Source organism: Fodinibacter luteus (assembly GCF_039541575.1).
Classification (GTDB): Bacteria; Actinomycetota; Actinomycetes; order Actinomycetales; family Dermatophilaceae; genus Fodinibacter; species Fodinibacter luteus.
This window is the reverse complement of the sequence record NZ_BAABGM010000015.1, coordinates 247,859-266,039: the sequence shown is the minus strand read 5'-3', so window position 1 is coordinate 266,039 and position 18,181 is coordinate 247,859. Positions and strand designations below refer to the sequence as shown.

Annotated in this window: 16 protein-coding genes and 1 pseudogene; 12 read left to right on the top strand and 5 right to left on the bottom strand. The window is 73.5% G+C overall.

The annotated features are described in order from the left end of the window. Positions 1-80: 80 nt before the first annotated feature. Positions 81-1,253, top strand: coding sequence for a winged helix-turn-helix domain-containing protein (locus ABD899_RS13045; RefSeq protein ID WP_345206675.1), 1,173 nt, complete (start codon positions 81-83; stop codon positions 1,251-1,253). A 211-nt stretch (positions 1,254-1,464) separates the two neighbouring features. On the opposite strand, the gene ABD899_RS13040 is transcribed toward ABD899_RS13045, so the two are convergent. Next, on the bottom strand, positions 1,465-2,601 hold the full coding sequence (locus ABD899_RS13040) for a GNAT family N-acetyltransferase (protein WP_345206673.1): 1,137 nt from the start codon (positions 2,599-2,601) through the stop codon (positions 1,465-1,467). A gap of 199 nt (positions 2,602-2,800) precedes the next feature. Here ABD899_RS13040 and secA point away from each other — a divergent pair. From secA to ABD899_RS13020, 5 genes and pseudogenes are all read left to right on the top strand, one after another. Beyond that, a pseudogene (secA, locus tag ABD899_RS13035) lies at positions 2,801-5,291 on the top strand (preprotein translocase subunit SecA); the annotation flags it as partial. A 68-nt stretch (positions 5,292-5,359) separates the two neighbouring features. Next, entirely contained in the window at positions 5,360-5,794 is a 435-nt protein-coding gene (locus ABD899_RS18950) for an SEC-C metal-binding domain-containing protein (protein WP_425474968.1), read from the top strand. 124 nt (positions 5,795-5,918) lie between these two features. Further along, positions 5,919-6,998, top strand: a complete 1,080-nt coding sequence (locus tag ABD899_RS13030; protein ID WP_345206669.1) for a hypothetical protein — start codon at positions 5,919-5,921, stop codon at positions 6,996-6,998. After that, the gene (locus ABD899_RS13025; RefSeq protein WP_345206667.1) at positions 6,995-7,663 is read left to right on the top strand and encodes an RDD family protein; all 669 of its coding nucleotides are present in this window, start codon (positions 6,995-6,997) and stop codon (positions 7,661-7,663) included. The genes ABD899_RS13030 and ABD899_RS13025 overlap by 4 nt, the downstream gene beginning before the upstream one ends. A 70-nt stretch (positions 7,664-7,733) precedes the next feature. After that, entirely contained in the window at positions 7,734-9,398 is a 1,665-nt protein-coding gene (locus tag ABD899_RS13020; RefSeq protein ID WP_345206665.1) for an MFS transporter, read from the top strand. A 202-nt stretch (positions 9,399-9,600) separates the two neighbouring features. On the opposite strand, the gene vapB is transcribed toward ABD899_RS13020, so the two are convergent. From vapB to ABD899_RS13005, 3 genes are all read right to left on the bottom strand, one after another. Next, a complete protein-coding gene (gene vapB / locus ABD899_RS13015; RefSeq protein ID WP_345206663.1) occupies positions 9,601-9,822 on the bottom strand; it encodes a type II toxin-antitoxin system VapB family antitoxin in 222 nt (73 codons plus the stop codon). Positions 9,823-9,895: 73 nt separating this feature from the next. After that, positions 9,896-10,414 carry an Rv3235 family protein gene (locus tag ABD899_RS13010; protein WP_345206661.1) on the bottom strand — a complete coding sequence of 173 codons (519 nt, stop codon included), beginning with the start codon at positions 10,412-10,414 and terminating at the stop codon, positions 9,896-9,898. 20 nt (positions 10,415-10,434) lie between these two features. Beyond that, positions 10,435-11,199, bottom strand: a complete 765-nt coding sequence (locus ABD899_RS13005) for a LysM peptidoglycan-binding domain-containing protein (RefSeq protein ID WP_345206659.1) — start codon at positions 11,197-11,199, stop codon at positions 10,435-10,437. Positions 11,200-11,258: 59 nt separating this feature from the next. Here ABD899_RS13005 and ABD899_RS13000 point away from each other — a divergent pair, with 59 nt between their 5' ends. Beyond that, positions 11,259-11,810, top strand: a complete 552-nt coding sequence (locus ABD899_RS13000; RefSeq protein ID WP_345206657.1) for a hypothetical protein — start codon at positions 11,259-11,261, stop codon at positions 11,808-11,810. A 36-nt stretch (positions 11,811-11,846) separates the two neighbouring features. On the opposite strand, the gene ABD899_RS12995 is transcribed toward ABD899_RS13000, so the two are convergent. Further along, positions 11,847-12,086: a helix-turn-helix domain-containing protein gene (locus tag ABD899_RS12995; protein WP_345206655.1), complete on the bottom strand. Its 240-nt coding sequence runs from the start codon at positions 12,084-12,086 to the stop codon at positions 11,847-11,849. Between the two features lie 131 nt (positions 12,087-12,217). Here ABD899_RS12995 and ABD899_RS12990 point away from each other — a divergent pair, with 131 nt between their 5' ends. From ABD899_RS12990 to pruA, 5 genes are all read left to right on the top strand, one after another. Further along, positions 12,218-12,889 (top strand): hypothetical protein, encoded by a 672-nt coding sequence (locus ABD899_RS12990; protein ID WP_345206653.1) that lies wholly within the window; start codon positions 12,218-12,220, stop codon positions 12,887-12,889. Beyond that, on the top strand, positions 12,886-14,391 hold the full coding sequence (locus ABD899_RS12985) for a nucleotide-binding protein (RefSeq protein WP_345206651.1): 1,506 nt from the start codon (positions 12,886-12,888) through the stop codon (positions 14,389-14,391). Before ABD899_RS12990 ends, ABD899_RS12985 begins: the two co-directional genes overlap by 4 nt. Positions 14,392-14,403: 12 nt before the next feature. After that, on the top strand, positions 14,404-15,834 hold the full coding sequence (locus tag ABD899_RS12980; protein WP_345206649.1) for a WS/DGAT/MGAT family O-acyltransferase: 1,431 nt from the start codon (positions 14,404-14,406) through the stop codon (positions 15,832-15,834). Positions 15,835-15,855: 21 nt separating this feature from the next. Beyond that, complete coding sequence (locus ABD899_RS12975; RefSeq protein ID WP_345206647.1) at positions 15,856-16,281, top strand: DUF6912 family protein; 426 nt, start codon at positions 15,856-15,858, stop codon at positions 16,279-16,281. A gap of 105 nt (positions 16,282-16,386) precedes the next feature. After that, positions 16,387-18,015, top strand: coding sequence for an L-glutamate gamma-semialdehyde dehydrogenase (gene pruA / locus ABD899_RS12970; RefSeq protein ID WP_345206645.1), 1,629 nt, complete (start codon positions 16,387-16,389; stop codon positions 18,013-18,015). Positions 18,016-18,181 lie beyond the last annotated feature (166 nt).

Below are 18,181 nucleotides of genomic sequence, written 5' to 3'. Positions count from 1 at the left end.
CTCCCTCGGCCGGACCTTCCCCACGCTCGGTCGAGCCCTCGGTCGTTCCGTCAACGGCCCCAGTCGCGAGCCCGGTCCGAATGACGAACCGGGCGGCCCGACGGATCGCGCTCGCCGCCCAGGGTTTCGCCCGGCCCCGGCCGGAGGCCCCCGGCACCCGCGAGCTCCAGCGCGTCATCGACACCGTCGGCGTCGTCCAGATCGACAGCGTCAACGTGCTGTGCCGCAGCCACTACCTGCCGTTCTTCTCGCGGCTCGGCCCCTACGACCGCTCCCTGCTCGACCGGGCGCGCGACGTCGCGCCGCGACGGGTCGTCGAGTACTGGGCGCACGAGGCCTCGCTCGTGCCGCCGTGGACGTGGCCGCTGCTCGACTTCCGGATGCGCCGGGCCCGCTCCGAGGCGTGGGGTGGGATGCAGCGGGTCGCGCGCGACCACCCGGGGCTCGTCGAGGCCGTGCTCGCCGAGGTCGCCGGCCGAGGGCCGATGACGAGCCGCGAGGTCGAGGCGGCCCTGGCCCACGACCTGCCCCGCCAGCGCGACGAGTGGGGCTGGAACTGGTCGTTCGTCAAGAACGCCCTCGAGCACCTCTTCTGGTCCGGCGAGCTCTCGAGCGCCGGGCGCACGGCCCAGTTCGAGCGCCGCTACGCCGTGCCCGCCCGGGTGCTGCCCCCGCGCTACCGGGCAGAAGCGCTCGCGCCCGACGCTCGGCCCGACGAGCCCGAGGCGTTCCGCCGGCTCGTCGAGATCGCGGCTCGGGCGCACGGCGTCGGCACCGAGCAGTGCCTGCGCGACTACTTCCGCCTCTCGCCCGAGCAGGCCCGGCCGGCGATCGCCTCGCTCGTCGCCGCCGGCACCCTCCTGCCCGCCACCATCGAGGGCTGGCGACGCCCCGCCTACCTGCACCGCGACGCCCGGCGGCCGCGCGGCATCCGGGCGCGTGCCCTGCTCTCCCCGTTCGACTCGCTCATCTGGCAGCGCGACCGCACTCGCGCCCTGTTCGGGTTCGACTACCGGCTCGAGATCTACGTGCCCGAGCAGCAGCGGGTGCACGGCTACTACGTGCTGCCGTTCCTGCTCGGGGAGGACCTCGTGGCCCGGGTCGACCTCAAGGCCGACCGTGCAGCCGGGGTGCTGCGGGTGCGCCGGTGCACGTGGGAACCCAGCCGTGGCGGTGAGGACGACCAGCGCGAGCTCGACGACGAGCTGGCCCTCCTCGCCACCTGGCTCGACCTCCCCACCGTCACCCCCTGACCCGACTCCTTGCACATCACCCACGCGGGAGCCCCTCTTTCGGGCCCCACCGCGTGGGTGATCTGCAAGAAGTCGCAGGACCACCGGAGGCGGGTCGGGGGGCTGACCCAGCTCCCCGGCATCCGACCTCGTGCGACTTGCCGACGGCTTCTGAGGCCCGCACGGCGAGGAACCGCGGGTAACTCGCACGAAGTCGGAGAGCTGGGGAGGATCAATCGCGGAGGAGCTCCCAGTGGAGGGCGTCGACGGCGCGGCCGTCCGGCAGGACGTCGGCCGCGGTCTCGCGACCCCAGATCGTGAACCCGAGCCGGTCGAGCACGACGTTGCTCGCGACGTTGTCGTCGGCCGTCTGCGCGACGAGCCGCCGCATCCCGAGCCCACCGTCGGCTCGTGGGACGAACGCGTGCTCGACGACCACCCGTGCCGCGGCTGTCGCCACCCCCCGGCCCCGTGCGCTCGGCAGCACCTGGTAGCCGAGCTCGGCGGTGTCGTCGTCGAGCGTGCCCTCGGTGACGAACACGAGCACCTCGCCGAGGGCGGCATCCGTCGCGGCGTCGGCGACGCACCAGCTGAGCATGACGCCGAGCGACATCCGCTCGCGGCGCGCGAGCAGCCACTCGGGGAAGGTGTCGGCGTCGAGCACGCCCCGCGCCGGCATGTGGTGCGCGGGCTGGTCACGCGCCTCGAGGTGCTCGAGGTCGGCGTCGCGCCAAGGGCGCAGCAGGATGCCGTCCGCCTCGTCGGTCGTGAGCAGCGGCGGGTCCGCCCACGGGGTCCGTGCCTCCATGACGTCGTCGACCCCGAGGCTGGCCCGCCACACGTCGACGGCCGCCCCGCCCTCGGGGTCCGGGAGCAGCTGGGGGAGGGTGCCGTGGTGGGTGAAGCCGCACGACCACGCGACCCGCCACGAGGCGAAGTTCCCCCGCGTCGCCGACCAGTGCACCCGCACCCCGCCCTCGCCGAACCACCAGCGCGCCGCGAGCCGCAGCGCCCCCGCCATGAGCCCCTGGCCCCGGCCCTCGGGGTGCAGCCCGAAGCCGGTCTCCGCCGCGCCACCGCCGCGTGGGCGCAGGTCGACCGTGCCGACGTAGCGGCTGTCGGGGTCGTCGGCGTCGGTGACGGCCCAGTAGCGCACCCCGTCGTCGGCCGACCAGCCGTCCTCGATGAGCTTGAGGAAGGCGTGCGCCTCGTCGAGGCCGTAGGGGCGCGGCACCGTCGTCCACCGCAGGCTGTCGGGGTCGGTCGACTGCTCGACGATCCGCGCGGCATCCTCCGGGCGGTGGGCCCGCAACCGGACCACCCCGTCGGTGAGCTCGGGCACGCAGGCGGGAAACGGCATCCCAGACATGCCCCTCACTGAACCACCTGCGCGGCCCGCGGGGGAACTCACCCCGCCGGGCGCCTCGTTGCCCCGGTGGTGACCCACGCGGTGCCCGCCACCGCCTCGCCGCCTCGTCGGTGGGCCGCCCGAGGCTCGACTACCCTAGGCAGGTCCGGTGGGCGGCCTCGATCGACCACCACGCAGTCACGCCAAGGGAGCCCCACTCGTGAAGATCGTCGAGAAGCTGTTGCGCGCCGGTGAGGGGCGCATCCTCAAGAAGCTCGACAACCTCGCGGCCCAGGTCAACGCCATCGAGGAGGACTTCGAGAAGCTGACGGATGCCGAGCTGCGCGCCGAGACCGACGTCTTCAAGAAGCGCCTCGCCGACGGCGAGACCCTCGACGACATCCTGCCCGAGGCGTTCGCGGCCGTCCGCGAGGCGAGCAAGCGCACCCTGGGCAAGCGGCACTTCGACGTGCAGATCATGGGCGGCGCCGCGCTGCACATGGGCAACGTCGCCGAGATGAAGACCGGTGAGGGCAAGACCCTCGTCGCGACCCTGCCGTCGTACCTCAACGCCCTCACGGGCAAGGGCGTGCACGTCGTGACCGTCAACGACTACCTCGCCGAGTACCAGTCCGAGCTCATGGGCCGCGTCCACCGCTTCCTCGGGCTCGAGACCGGCTGCATCCTCTCCTCGATGACGCCCGAGCAGCGCCGCGCGGAGTATGCGAAGGACATCACCTACGGCACGAACAACGAGTTCGGCTTCGACTACCTGCGCGACAACATGGCGTGGTCGGTCGAGGAGCTCGTGCAGCGCGAGCACCACTTCGCCATCGTCGACGAGGTCGACTCGATCCTCATCGACGAGGCCCGCACGCCGCTCATCATCTCCGGCCCCGCCGACGCCCCCGCGAAGTGGTACGTCGAGTTCGCGAAGGTCGCCGCCCGCCTCGAGCGCGGCGAGATGGAGTCCGGCCGCGGCGACTACGAGGTCGACGAGAAGAAGCGCACCGTCGGCGTGCTCGAGAGCGGCATCGAGAAGGTCGAGGACCACCTCGGCATCGACAACCTCTACGAGTCGGCCAACACCCCGCTCATCGGCTACCTCAACAACGCGATCAAGGCCAAGGAGCTGTTCCACCGCGACAAGGACTACGTCGTCATGAACGGCGAGGTGCTCATCGTCGACGAGCACACCGGCCGCATGCTCGCGGGCCGGCGCTACAACGAGGGCATGCACCAGGCCATCGAGGCCAAGGAGGGGGTGGAGATCAAGAACGAGAACCAGACGCTCGCGACGATCACCCTCCAGAACTACTTCCGCATGTACGACAAGCTCTCGGGCATGACCGGCACGGCGATGACCGAGGCCTCCGAGCTCAACTCGATCTACGACCTCGGCGTCGTGCCGATCCCGACGAACCAGCCGATGATCCGCGCCGACGAGGCCGACCTCGTCTACCGCACCGAGGAGGCGAAGTACAAGGCCGTCGTCGACGACATCGTCGGTCGCCACGAGAAGGGCCAGCCGGTGCTCGTCGGCACCGTCTCGGTCGAGAAGTCGGAGTACCTGTCCGAGCAGCTGCGCCGGCACGGGGTGCGCCACGAGGTGCTCAACGCCAAGCACCACGAGCGCGAGGCGGCCATCGTCGCGGAAGCCGGGCGCCGCGGCGGCGTGACCGTCGCCACGAACATGGCCGGCCGAGGCACCGACATCATGCTCGGCGGCAACCCCGAGTTCCGCGCGGTCGCCGCGCTCAAGGAGCGCGGGCTCGACCCGCACGAGACGCCCGAGGAGTACGAGGCGGCGTGGGACGAGGCGCTCGCGACGGCCGAGGCGGCCGTGGCGACCGAGCACGACGAGGTCACCGCGCTCGGCGGCCTGTACGTCCTCGGCACCGAGCGGCACGAGTCGCGCCGCATCGACAACCAGCTGCGTGGCCGGTCGGGCCGCCAGGGTGACCCGGGCGAGTCGCGGTTCTACCTCTCGCTCGAGGACCACCTCATGCGGCTGTTCAACGCCGGGCTCGTCGACCGGGTCATGACGACCGCCAAGCTCGACGACGACCAGCCGATCGAGTCCAAGCTCGTCTCGCGCTCGATCCAGTCGGCGCAGGCCCAGGTCGAGGCGCAGAACTTCGAGATCCGCAAGAACGTCCTCAAGTACGACGACGTCCTCAACCGCCAGCGCACCGTCATCTACCAGGAGCGCCGGCGCGTCCTCGAGGGCGAGGACCTCCACGAGCAGCTGCGCTTCTTCGTCAACGACGTCATCGAGGGCTACGTCGACGCCGAGACGAGCGAGGGCTTCCCCGAGGACTGGAACCTCGAGCGGCTGTGGACCGCGCTGCGCGCGCTCTACCCGATCTCGCTCGACCATGGCGAGCTCGCCGAGGCCGCGGGCGGCATGAGCGGGCTGACGAAGGACAGGCTCAAGGAGGAGATCCTCTCCGACGCGCACCACGCCTACGACGAGCGCGAGAAGGCCCTCGGCTCGGAGGTCATGCGCGAGGTCGAGCGGCGGGTCATGCTCTCGGTGCTCGACCGCAAGTGGCGCGAGCACCTCTACGAGATGGACTACCTCCAGGAGGGCATCGGCCTGCGCGCGATGGCCCAGCGCGACCCGCTCGTCGAGTACCAGCGCGAGGGCTTCGCCCTGTGGACGACGATGAACGAGGCCGTCAAGGAGGAGTCGGTCGGGCTGCTCTTCCACGTCGACGTCCAGGTCGACCAGCCGGCCCAGGCCGCGCCCGCGGTCGAGCCGGTGCACGTGTCGGAGATGCTCGGGGCGATCGCGGGGGCGCCCGCTGCGAAGGCCGCGGCCGCCGAGGCGGAGACGGCTCCTGCTGCGGCGGCCCCTGCTGGGGCGGCGCCTGCTCCGGCTCCCGCGGCTCCGGCTGCCGCGCCGCCCTCGCGTGGCGAGCCGGCCCGCGTCGGTGCGGGCGCTGCGGCGCTGGCCGCCGCCGGGCCTCGTGCCGGCGGCGCCGAGCACCCGCGCAAGGTCGAGGTGTCGGGCGTCGGCGTCGGCCGACCGCGCACCGGCCGGCTGCACTACACCGCGCCGAGCGAGACCGGCGGGGTCGACGAGCGTGACGAGGGCTCCCCGGCATCCGGGGCGACCCTCACCGACACCCAGATGTCGGGCACCCCGCGCAACGCGCCGTGCCCCTGCGGCTCGGGCAAGAAGTTCAAGATGTGCCACGGCCGGCGCTGAGCCGGTCGTGAGCCGAGGCCCCGGTGCGCAGCTGCGCACCGGAGCCTCACCCGTGTGAGGCGATCCCGTGCGCGCGGTTCGCGGGTACCGTGCCGGAAACGGTCACCGACGGACGGGTTCGATCATGGCGACGGAGCTGGCGAAGACGAGGGCTGCCGTTCCGCTGCCCAGCCTGTCGCCCGAGGCCCAGGTGGTCGTCGACGCCACGATCGGGGTCGCCGGGATGAGCGTCGCCGCGGCCGTCGTCGCCGCGCGCGCCGCGCACCGCGTGACCGCGCCCGTGACCCGGCTGCTCTGGCACCCGCCGCTCGTGCCGAGGCGGCTGCACCCCGGGAACCTCGTCGCCGAGGCGGCCCGGGCGGGGCGCGCCGAGCAGGTGGTCATGCGCCGCCGGGTCGAGGTGCTGCTCGACGCATGGGCGCCGGCGCTCGTCGAGGCCGTCCTCGAGCGGGTCGACCTCACCCGCCTCGTCGAGGACCACGTCGACCTCGACCGGCTCGTCGCCGGAGTCGACCTCGACGCCGCGGTCGCCCGGGTCGACATCGACGCCGTCATCGACCGGGTCGACCTCGACGCCATCGCCGCGGGTCTCGACGTGGATGCCGTGGTGGCGCGGGCGGACCTGGATGCTGCGGTGGCGCGGGTGGACATCGAGGCGGTGCTGGACCGGGTGGACCTGGATGCGGTGGCTGCCAAGCTGGACGTGGATGCCGTGGTGGCGCGGGCGGACCTGGATGCCGCGGTGGCGCGGGTGGACATCGAGGCGGTGCTGGACCGGGTGGACCTGGATGCGGTGGCGGCCAAGCTGGACGTGGATGCCGTGGTGGCGCGGGCGGACCTGGATGCCGCGGTGCGGCGGGTGGACATCGAGGCGGTGCTGGACCGGGTCGACCTCGATGCGGTGGCTGCCAAGCTGGACGTCGACGCCGTCGTCGCCCGCGCCGACCTCGACAGGGTCATCGACCGCATCGACATCGTCGGGCTCGTCGAGGAGGTGCTCGACGTCGTCGACCTGCCGGCCATCATCCGCGACTCGACCGGCTCGATGGCCTCCGAGACGGTGCGCGGCGTGCGGATGACGGGCATCTCGGCCGACGACGCCTTGAGCCGGGTCGTCGACCGGGCGCTGCTGCGCCGCCGTCGTCACCACGAGCCGCCCGGGGGCACGGTGCCACCCGGCGAGACACCCGGGGGTGCCCCGTGACCGGCCCCGACATCACCGTCCCCCGCGAGGCCCGGCCCTACCAGGGCGAATCGGCCGGCATCGTCACGCGCGTCGTCGCCGCCACCATCGACGCGGTCGTCGTCGGGGTCATCCTCGGCGCCGGCTACCTCGGGTGGGCCGCGGTCATCTTCCTCCTCGACCCGCTCGCGTTCACCTTCCCGCAGACCAACCTCCTCGTCAGCCTCACGGCCGGCCTCTTCGTCGCCACCATCTACCTCTGGCTCGCCTGGTGGCTGCTCGGACGCACGTACGGTGCCCACATCATGGGCATCCGGGTTTCGGGTCGGCGCGGGCGCCGCCTCGGCCCGCTGCGGGCGCTGGCCCGGGCCGGGTTCTGCGTGTTCTTCCCGATCGGGCTGTTCTGGTGCGCCATCAGCCCGAGGCGGCGCTCGGTGCAGGACGTCGTGCTCTTCACCAAGGTCGTCTACGACTGGCTGCCGCGACCCGGCGGCCCGGGGGCGCACCCGGCCGCCGGCGCGCACGCGCCCGCCGGCGCGCGCCCGCCCACTGGGTCGGAACCACTCGCGGGGGCCCAGCCGCCGGCCGGTGGGCAGCCACCTGTCGAGGGGGAGCCGTACCGGCGGCACTGGCCGGCACACTCGGACGACCCCGGGCCGGCGAGTGCCGAGCCCGGTCAGTCGTAACCTCGGGAGCACCGAAGCGACCAGACCTCACCCGGCCCCCGGCCGGGAGCTCTTCACCGGAGGCAACCCGATGAGCACGACCACTGGGGCGAGCGCGCCCGCGACCGCGGCGGCCGCCTCGGCCGGAGTGCTGGCCACCCTCGCGGCCGCGCAGTTCCTCATGACGCTCGACAGCTCGGTCATGAACGTCTCCATCGCGACCGTGGCGGCTGACGTCGGGACGGACGTGACCGGCATCCAGACGGCGATCACCCTCTACACCCTCGTCATGGCGTCGCTCATGATCACCGGGGGCAAGGTGGGCAGCATCCTCGGCCGCAAGCGGGCGTTCTCCATCGGCTGCGTCATCTACGGCGCCGGGTCGCTCACGACGGCCCTCGCGCCCAACCTCGCGGTGCTCATGCTCGGCTGGTCGCTCCTCGAAGGGATCGGCGCGGCGCTCATCATGCCCGCCATCGTCGCCCTCGTCGCGACGAACTTCGAGCGGTCCGAACGGCCCCGCGCGTACGGCCTCGTCGCGGCGTCGGGCGCCGTCGCGGTGGCCGCCGGTCCGCTCATCGGCGGTTTCATGACGACCTACGCCTCGTGGCGATGGGTCTTCGCCGGTGAGGTGGTCATCGTCATCGGGATCCTCGCGATGACGGGGCGGATCGCGGATGCCGGGCGCGACGAGGACGCCCGCCTCGACCTCGTCGGCACCGGGCTCTCCGCCCTCGGGCTCGGCCTCGTCGTCTTCGGCATCCTGCGGGCGGGGGCCTGGGGGTTCGTCAACCCCAAGCCGTCGGCGCCGGTCTGGTTCGGCCTGTCGCCCGTCGTGTGGCTCGTGCTCGCCGGCGGCCTCGTGCTCTTCGGCTTCCTCGTGTGGGAGCGGCGGCGGGTGCAGACCGGGCAGTCCGTGCTCGTCGACCCCGCGATGCTGCGCAACGCCCAGCTGCGCGGCGGTCTGAGCGCGTTCATGCTCCAGTTCCTCCTCCAGGCCGGCCTGTTCTTCTGCGTCCCCCTCTACCTGTCGGTGGCGCTCGGCCTGAGCGCCATCGAGACGGGCGTGCGGATCCTGCCGCTGTCGGTGACGTTGCTGCTCGCGGCCGTCGGCATCCCCAGGGTGTTCCCGCGCGCGTCGCCTCGTCTGGTGTCCCGGCTCGGCTTCGTCGCGCTGCTCGCCGGCATCGTGAGCCTCATGGCGGCGCTCGAGCTGGGTGCCGGCCCCGAGGTCGTCACCGTGCCGCTGCTCCTCGCCGGTCTCGGGATCGGGGCGCTCGCCTCGCAGCTCGGGGCGGTGACCGTGTCGTCGGTGCCCGACGAGCAGAGCCCCGAGGTGGGGGGCCTGCAGAACACCTTCACCAACCTCGGTGCCTCGATCGGCACGGCGCTCGCCGGGGCGGTGCTCATCTCGGCGCTGACGTCGTCGTTCCTCGCCGGCATCGAGGACAACCCGGACATCCCGCAGTCGCTGTCCTCGCAGGCCCAGGTGCAGCTCGCCGGGGGAGTGCAGTTCATCCCGGACTCGGCGCTCGAGTCGGCCCTCGCCGACGCGGGCATCACCGGGGATACCGCCGACGCCATCGTCGAGGAGAACAGCGAGTCGCGCCTCGCCGGGCTGCGGGCCGCGCTCGCGGTGCTCGCGGTGCTGGCGCTCGTGGCGGTCTTCAGCGTCGGCGCCGTCCCGAGCAGGCAGCCCGGGGAGGCGGACCCGCCGTGGCAGCGACCCGAGCCCGTCGACGCGGATGCCGGGTAGCGCGGGGGCCGGGCGTCCCGGCCCCGGGCGCGCTCGTCACGCGAGTCGCAACCGTTCCATGGGCTGCCCGGTCAGCTCCGCGATGAGGTCGAAGTCCGTCGTGACCCCCACGAGGCCCGTGACACGCGGTCTGCCCACTCCTCCACGTTCGGGCTGGAACCCAACCAAGCAAGCTTGTCGACGAGCCAGGTGTGCGCGGAGATCATGACCAGGCGTCAGCCATGACGTTACGGTCCGTGAGGCCAGCCACAAGGTCCGCCATCGCACGCAGGTCGTCGGCCGTGACGGGCACCACCGTCCGCCTGGCCTCGCGGTGCAGCTGACGACGTACGTACTCCGCGCGGGAGATCCCGAGTCGGGAAGCGTGCTCCTCGAGCAGGGCGAGGTCTTCGGCCGAAACGTTGCGAATGAGGATGTCGGGCACGTCGCACCCTCCTGATGTCCGTGATATCCCACGATAGCGATGACCGACCGATGGCGGGCCGTCACCTGCTGGCTCAGCCGATCTGGAGCGCACTGACCCGCCACTTCCCGTCCTGGCCGACGAGCCGGACGGCGACCGCCCGCACCGTCGTGCCGTCGTGCACGACGACCGCGGCCTCGGCGACGCCGTCCGCCGGCTCGCACACCCGCACCCGGACCACCGTCACCCGGGGGCGCCGCCGCGGCGCGTTGCCCTCGGCCACCCGCCGCGCGACGAGCGCGCTGCGCCGGGCGACGACCGCGTACACCTCGGGAGTGGTCCAGCGCACGACCTGCGGGGCGGGACGGACTCCCGTCATGACCTCGAGCAGCGCCCGGGTGATGCGCCCCGCCCACACGGTCGGGTCGGGCAGGTCTGCGCGGATGGTTCGTTGCGGCCCGAAGAGCTGCTCGTCGGAGGCTTCGGCGAAGTCCACCGCCAGCGCGTCCTGGACGTAGCCCGCGCGACCCTCGCGCGCCTCGAGGGCCTCGCGGGAGCGGCGAACCGCCTCTTCGAGGGAGATCGGCGGCGGGAGGGCACGCGGCGGTCCCACGACGCGGAGGGTTCCGCCGCTCACGAGGCGCTCGCTGGGTCGGGCGCGCGCAGCACCTGACCGGGAAGGAGCAGGTCCGGGTCGGCGCCGATGACATGCCGGTTCGCCTCGAACCACGCCGGCCACGCCTCGGCGACCTCCGCGTCGGTGGCCCCGGGGCCGAGGTGCCGCGAGGCGATCGACCACAGCGAGTCACCGCGGGTGACGACGACGTCCGCGGGCGCGAGGTCGGTTTCTCGCGGTGCGCCGCTCAGCACCCGCACGTCCGGCTGCGGCCGCACCGGGGGCACTGCGGGCACCCACCCGGTGGCGGGCGTGACGGCATCCGGTGTCGACCAGCCGGGGTCGGGAAGCGGCCGGAAGCCGGGGTCGGGCAACGGAGCGGTCGCGACGGCTTTGGCTGGGGCTGGTGCGGCGAGGGAGGTGCCCGGGGCGAGCCCCGCCACGACCCCGAGTCCCAGGAGGGCTCCCAGGCTGCGGCGCACGAGCCGGGGTGTCAGCGCCTCGGTCACCGACCGAGCCCCGCGGCCGACGGACCCCGGTACGAGGGCGACGAGCTCGAGGACGATCCCGAGCGCGAGCCAGCCCAGGCCGGCCAGCGCGGCCGCGGCGGCCACGCCGGTGACGAGCTCGGCGGCATCCGGTGGCGCGCCCAAGCTGAGCCGGTCCGCCACACCGGCCACCACGCGCCACAGCCACGACGCGAAGAGGCAGGCGACGGTGAGTGCGAGAGCGCTCCGAAAGGCGATTCGGGATCGTTTGATGCTGTTTACCGTCGAATTCATGCGGATGAACGTATGTGCTGGTCTCGAGGGCCGCAACCCGGACGTCCTAGGCTGTGGACATGCGGTGGGAGGGGTTGTTCGCGGACCTGGAGGGCCAGCTGGCGGCCGAGGAACGGCGCGAGCTCGACGACGAGGTCGCCGAGCGGACCCGGCGCGAGCGAGCACTCGTGACGCTCTGTGCCCGGCTCGAAGCAGCGGTGGGCGGCGACGTGCGCCTGGGGCTCCTCGACGGCCGCCGCGTCAACGGTGACCTCGAGGACCTCGGCGACGGTTGGCTGCTCGTGCGCGGGCGCGTGGGCGGGCGCGAGCTGCTCGTGCCGACGGCATCCGTCGTGACCGTCACCGCCCTCGCGTCGCACGCGGAACCGGGTCGGCCGGCGCGGCGGTTCGGGCTCGGCTACGCGCTCCGGGCGCTGTCCCGCGACCGGGCCACCGTCGCGGTGTCACTCGTGGGTGGCGGCGCAGCGGTCGTCGGCACGATCGACGCGGTCGGAGCCGACCACCTCGACGTCGCCGAGCATGCGGAGGGTGTGCCGCGCCGCCGCGAGAACGTCACGGCCGTGACGACCCTGCCGTTCGGTGCCGTGGTGGCGGTGGAGGCGAGGCGCTGAGGCGGGGCCCCGCGGCCACGGGGCGGCAGCGTTGTGTCACGTGTCGTGCGTCTCGGCGTCGTCGGTGCGGTCGGTGCGGGTGCTCACGAGCTCGCGGGTCTCGGCGTACATGCGCTGGATGTAGGCCTCGAGCTCGACGGTCTCGATGCGCCACTGGCCCCGGCCACCGACCTTGATGGCGGGCAGGTCGCCGCTGCGGACGAGCGCGTAGGCCTGGGCCGCCGAGATGTCGAGGATCTCGGAGACCTCGGTGAGCGGGAGGAAGCGGCGGGCCACGACGTCAGTGTGCCACCCGACGCCGACACGAGAGCCCCCGTCGTCCACAGGCACGGCGCGTGGCGCGCGTCTCCACAGGCGGCAGCCGCTCGGGAGGCGAGCCGAGGACTCCTGCACCACAATCGGGGCCCATGACTGACCTGCCGACCTCCACCGCCTCGCGGCTGCGGTCCCCGTCGTGGCGCGACTCGCGCCTGCTCGTCGGGGTCCTGCTCGTGCTCGTCTCGACCGTCCTCGGCTCGGTCGTCGTCGCGCGGGCCGACGACCGCGTGCCGGTGTACGCCGCCAAGGGGCAGGTCGCGCCCGGGCAGCGGCTCACCGAGGCCGACCTCGTGCGGGTCGACGTGCTCATCGGCGACGGCGCCGCCGCGTACCTGCCCGCCGACCGCCCCGTCGCGCACGACACCTGGTCCCTGCGCGGTCTGCGCCCCGGCGAGCTCATCCCCGCGGCGGCGGTCGGTGGGTCGGATGCCGTGGGCGTGCAGCAGGTCGCGCTCCTCGTCGACGCGACGTCCGCGTCCGCGCTGTCGGCCGGCTCCGTCGTCGACGTCTACGTCAACCGCCCGGAGCCCGGCACGACGGTCGGGCTGCCCACGTATGCCGGCCCCGAGCGCGCGCTCGAGGCGGTGTCCGTCGTGCGCGTCGCGGGTGACGAGGGTGTGCTCGGGGGTTCGGCCGAGACCCGGGCCGTGCACGTCATGGTGCCCCGGGAGTCGGTGCGCGACCTCGTCGCGGACGTCGACCTCGGGGCGAGGATCACGCTCGTCCCCGTGCCCGGCGGCGTCATGGCGGCCGCGTCGTGACGAGTGTCCTCGCCGCCCTCACGCACCGCTTCGAGGCGGAGTTCGTCCGGGCCCTCGAGGCGGCGCCCGACGTCGTCCTCGTCCGACGCTGCGCCGACGTCGCCGAGCTGCTGTCGGCCGGCGCGGCCGGGGCCGCCCGCGTGGCGGTCGTCTCGCCGGACCTGCGGGGCCTCGACCGCGACGCCCTGCGCCACCTCGCGGGCCACGGGGTGCGGGTCGCCGGGCTCGTCGGGCCCGGTGACGAGGACGGCGAGCGGCGCCTGCGCCAGCTCGGCGTGAGCGTGCTGCTCGGCCCGGGGGACGAGCCGCTCGACGTCGCCGCCGCCCTCACCGGGCTGGTCTCCGGCGCGCCGGTGGAGGAGCGGGGTGGCGAGCCGGACGCTCTCGCGGGTGGCGTGGCCGGCCTCCGGTCGGGTGGCCGTTCGTGGGGAGGGGGCCACGACCCCCTCGGCCGGCCCGGCATCCCGACGTCCGGCGCACCCGGCCGAGACTCCCACCCTGCCGACGACGGCTCCGGTGACGACGCCGACGGCTCCGGTGGGCACGAAGACGGCTTCGGTGAGCACGTCGACGGCGCCCCCGAGCTGCCGACGCCGGTCACCGTCGTCTGGGGGCCGACCGGCGCGCCGGGCCGCACGACCGTCGCCGTCGCGCTCGCTGCCCACCTCGCTGCCGGCGGAGTGCGCACCCTGCTCGTCGACCTCGACACGTGGGGTGCGAGCGTCGCCCAGGTGCTCGGCCTCGTCGACGAGGCGCCCGGGGTCGCCGCCGCTGCGCGTGCCTCCGAGCAGGGCGCCCTCGACGTCGCAGGGCTGGCCCGGGTCGCCCCTGAGGTCGTGCCCGGGCTGCGGGTGCTCACCGGGCTGCCCAAGGCCGAGCGGTGGCCCGAGCTGCGCGCCGCCGCGGTCGAGGACGTCCTCAGGCTGTCCCGGGGCGTCGTCGACCACGTCGTCGTCGACGTCGGGTTCGCCGTCGAGGACGACGAGGAGCTCAGCTACGACACGGCCGCCCCGCGCCGCAACGCGGCCACCCTCACCGCGCTCGAGGTGGCCGACCAGCTCGTCATCGTCGGCGCCGCGGACCCCGTGGGGCTCCAGCGGCTCGTCCGTGCCGTCCAGGACGTCGCGGTCATCCCGTCGCCGCGACCCACGGTCGTCGTCAACAAGGTCCGCTCCTCGGTCGCCGGTCGACGGCCCGAGCGTGCCATCGCCGACGTCCTCGGGCGCTTCGCCGGGATGGAGGAGGTGCGGTTCCTCCCGTGGGCGCCCGACGAGTGCGACGAGGCCCTCCTCGCCGGCCGCGCCCTCCCCGAGGTCGCCCCGCAGCACCCGCTCACCCTCTCGCTGGCCGACCTCGCCGCCGCCCTCGACCCCCGGATGCCGCGCCCCAGCCGGTCCCGCGGGCGGCGCCGCGCCTCCGCCGGGAAGCCCGCCACGCCCGGGCGCCGGGCCGGCGCGATCCCGGGGCTCCCGACCCCCCCGGGACGGCGAGCGGCGGTCTGACACGATAGGCCCGTGGCAGACCGGTTGAGCTCCCTGGACACCTCGTTCCTGCACCTCGAGGACGCGGCGACCCCGATGCACGTCGGCTCCGTCATGGTGTTCGACGCCCCCGCCCGGGGCTTCGACTACGAGAGCCTCGTCACCCTCATCAGCGAGCGCATCGCGCACGTCCCCCGCTACCGCCAGCGGATCAAGACCGTCCCGGGCGGCCTGGCCAACCCGGTGTGGGTCGACGACAAGCACTTCGACATGAGCTACCACGTGCGCCGCAGCGCCCTGCCGCGCCCGGGTTCCGACGAGCAGCTCGAGGAGCTCGTCGCCCGGATCCAGCCGCGCCCGCTCGACCGGTCGCGCCCGCTGTGGGAGGTCTACCTCGTCGAGGGCCTCGCCGAGGACCGGTTCGCCATCATCACGAAGAGCCACCACAGCCTCGTCGACGGCATCAGCGCGGTCGACATCGGCAACGTCCTCGTCGACGGCAACCCGACCGGTGTCGACGGCATCCACACGGCGTGGCGGGCCCGGCCCGAGCCGGGGGGAGTCGAGCTCGTCGTCGGGGCCCTCACCGAGGCGGTGCGCACCCCGAGCCAGGTCGTCGAGACGGTGCAGCACGGCATCGCCGACGTCGGCAAGACCATCGGCAAGGTCGCGACCGTCGCCGGCGACGTGCTGTCGACGATCGCCCGCGTGTCCGCCCGGCCCGCCCCCGAGTCGCCGCTCAACGCCACGGTCGGCCGGGCCCGCCGCTACGTCATGGTCGGCACCGACCTCGACGACTACCGCACCGTGCGCACCCGCCTGGGCCAGGGGTCCTTCGCCGACGAGGTCACCGTCAACGACGTCATCCTCGCGACGATCGCCGGGGCGTTCCGCTCGTGGTTGCTCACCCGCGGCGAGTCCGTCTACCCCGGCACGACGATCCGCGCCATGGTGCCGGTATCGGTGCACTCCGGGGAGGACCCCCCGACCGGCGCGCAGATGACCGCCTGCTTCGTCGACCTGCCCGTCGGGGAGCCGGGCCCGTCGATGCGGCTGCACCAGATCGCCTTCTCGATGCGCCAGCAGATGGAGGGCGGATCGGGGCGGGCCGTGTCCGCCGACACGCTGGCCGGCCTCGGCGGGTTCGCGCCCCCGACGATGCACGCCCTCGGCGCCCGGCTCGGGGGGATGGTCTCGAAGCGGCTGTACAACGTCGTCATCACCAACGTGCCCGGCCCGCAGACCCCGCTCTACGCGGCCGGTGCCCGGATGGTCTCGACCTACCCCGTCACCCCGCTCGGCCGCGGGCAGGCGCTCTCGATCGGGCTCACGAGCTACGACGGCGGTGTCTACTACGGGCTGTACGCCGACCGCGACGCCATGCCCGACGCCGACGTCCTCGGGCGCGGCGTCGTCGACGCCCTCCATGAGCTGCTCGAGGCCCCTCGCGTCGGCACCCGCTGACCCCGACAGACAGGAGCCGGTATGCCGCTCGCCCGGGTCTACCTCCCCCTCACGTCCGCGGACCTCGCCGCCCTCGCCGACGGCGAGCCGCTGGGCCCGGCGCCCCTCGACGCCCACGCCGTGACGCCCGCGCTCGGTCGCCCGGGTCTCGTGACCGACGAGGAGGAGCTCGAGCACGCCGCTTGGGTCGCCGCCACCCTCGAGGCGGTCGGGCTGACCGAGGGGGGCATCCGGCGCCGGGTCGTCGCCGCCGCGGACGTCGACGCCTCGACCGTGCTGCACCCAACCTCGCCGGACGTGCCCTCGCGGGTGCGCCTGTCGGCCCCCGTCGACCGCCGTCGGGTCGTCTCCTTCCACGTCGACGAGGAGCCGGGCGCGAGCGAGCCGACCGACCTGCTCTGGTACGACGTCACCGAGCTCGCGCAGGTCCGCGCCCTCGTCGGGTGACGCCCAGAGCGCGGTGCGGACTCTCGCAAGAGGTTGCACGGGGGGAACGCGCGACGGAAGAGTGGGGGTGATCCCGACGCCGTGACCGAAGCGAGGAGCCCCCGCATGGACGCTGTGACGCACGTGCCCACCCCGACGAACGAGCCCGTGCTCGACTACGCCCCGGGCACCCCCGAGCGGGCCCGCCTCGAGGTGGCCCTCGCCGAGCTCGCCGCGGACCGGCGCGACCTCCCGCACACCATCGGCGGCCGGCGCGTTGCCGGAAAGGGCGAGCGCATCGAGGTGCGCCAGCCGCACGCCCACCGCAAGGTGCTCGCCGTGACCCGTGGAGCCACCAAGGGCGACGCGGCCGCGGCGATCGACGCGGCGATGACCGCCGCGCCGGCGTGGCGGGACCTGTCCTTCGACGACCGCGCCGCGGTCCTGCTCAAGGCCGCTGACCTGCTCGCCGGCCCGTGGCGAGCTCGGATCAACGCCGCGACGATGCTGGGACAGAGCAAGACGGCATACCAGGCGGAGATCGACGCCGCGTGCGAGCTCATCGACTTCTGGCGCTTCAACGTGCACTTCGCCCGCCAGATCATCGAGGAGCAGCCCCCGGCCAACTCGCGCGGCCTGTGGAACCGCAGCGACTACCGCTCCCTCGAGGGCTTCGTCTACGCCATCACGCCCTTCAACTTCACCGCGATCGCGGGCAACCTCCCGACGGCACCCGCCCTCATGGGCAACACCGTCGTGTGGAAGCCCTCGCACTCCCAGCAGCTCGCCGCACAGCTGACGATGGAGCTGCTCGAGGAGGCCGGGATGCCGCCCGGCGTCGTCAACATGGTCACCGGCCACGGCCGCGAGGTCTCGGAGGTTGTGCTCGGGCACCCGGAGTTCGCAGGGCTGCACTTCACCGGCTCGACCGCGGTGTTCCAGGGCCTGTGGCAGCAGATCGGGTCGAGCCTCACGACCTACCGCCACTACCCGCGCATCGTCGGCGAGACGGGGGGCAAGGACTTCGTGCTCGCCCACCCGAGCGCCGACCCCGACGTGCTGCGCACCGCGCTCATCCGCGGCGCCTTCGAGTACCAGGGCCAGAAGTGCTCGGCCGCCTCGCGCGCCTACGTGCCTCGCTCGTTGTGGCGGCAGATCAAGGGCGACCTCGTCGAGCTGACGAACGGCCTCGCCATGGGTGATGTCACCGACCTGTCGAACTTCATGGGCGCCGTCATCGACGACCGGGCGTTCGCCAGGCACAAGGCCGCCATCGACCGGGCCCACGCGACGAGCCACCTCGACGTCGTCGCGGGCGGCACCTACGACGACTCGGTCGGGTACTTCGTGCGACCGACCGTCGTCGAGAGCAGCGACCCGACCGACGAGATGTTCGCGACCGAGTACTTCGGCCCGATCCTCGCCGTGCACGTCTACCCCGACCGGCAGTACTCGAAGGTGCTCGAGCAGATGGAGTCGTTCGCCCCGTACGCCCTCACCGGCGCGGTCATCGCGCAGGACCGGGCGGCCATCGCGGACGCCACCCACCGGCTGCGCTTCGCCGCCGGCAACTTCTACGTCAACGACAAGCCGACCGGCGCCGTCGTCGGCCAGCAGCCCTTCGGCGGCGGCCGCGCCTCGGGCACCAACGACAAGGCGGGCTCGGCCGCGAACCTCCTGCGCTGGACCTCGGTGCGCTCCATCAAGGAGAACTTCGTCCCGCCGACGAACCACACCTACCCACACATGGGCTGACCGGTGCACATCACCCACCCGGCGAGGCCGAGTTCGGCCCGTGACGGGTGGGTGATGTGCACGAAGTCAAGGGGTGTCGGGACCACCTGACTTCGTGCGACTTCGGCGCGGTTTCTCGCGGGCGAGTGCCGCAGAACCGCACTCAAGTCGCACGAAGTGCAGGAAG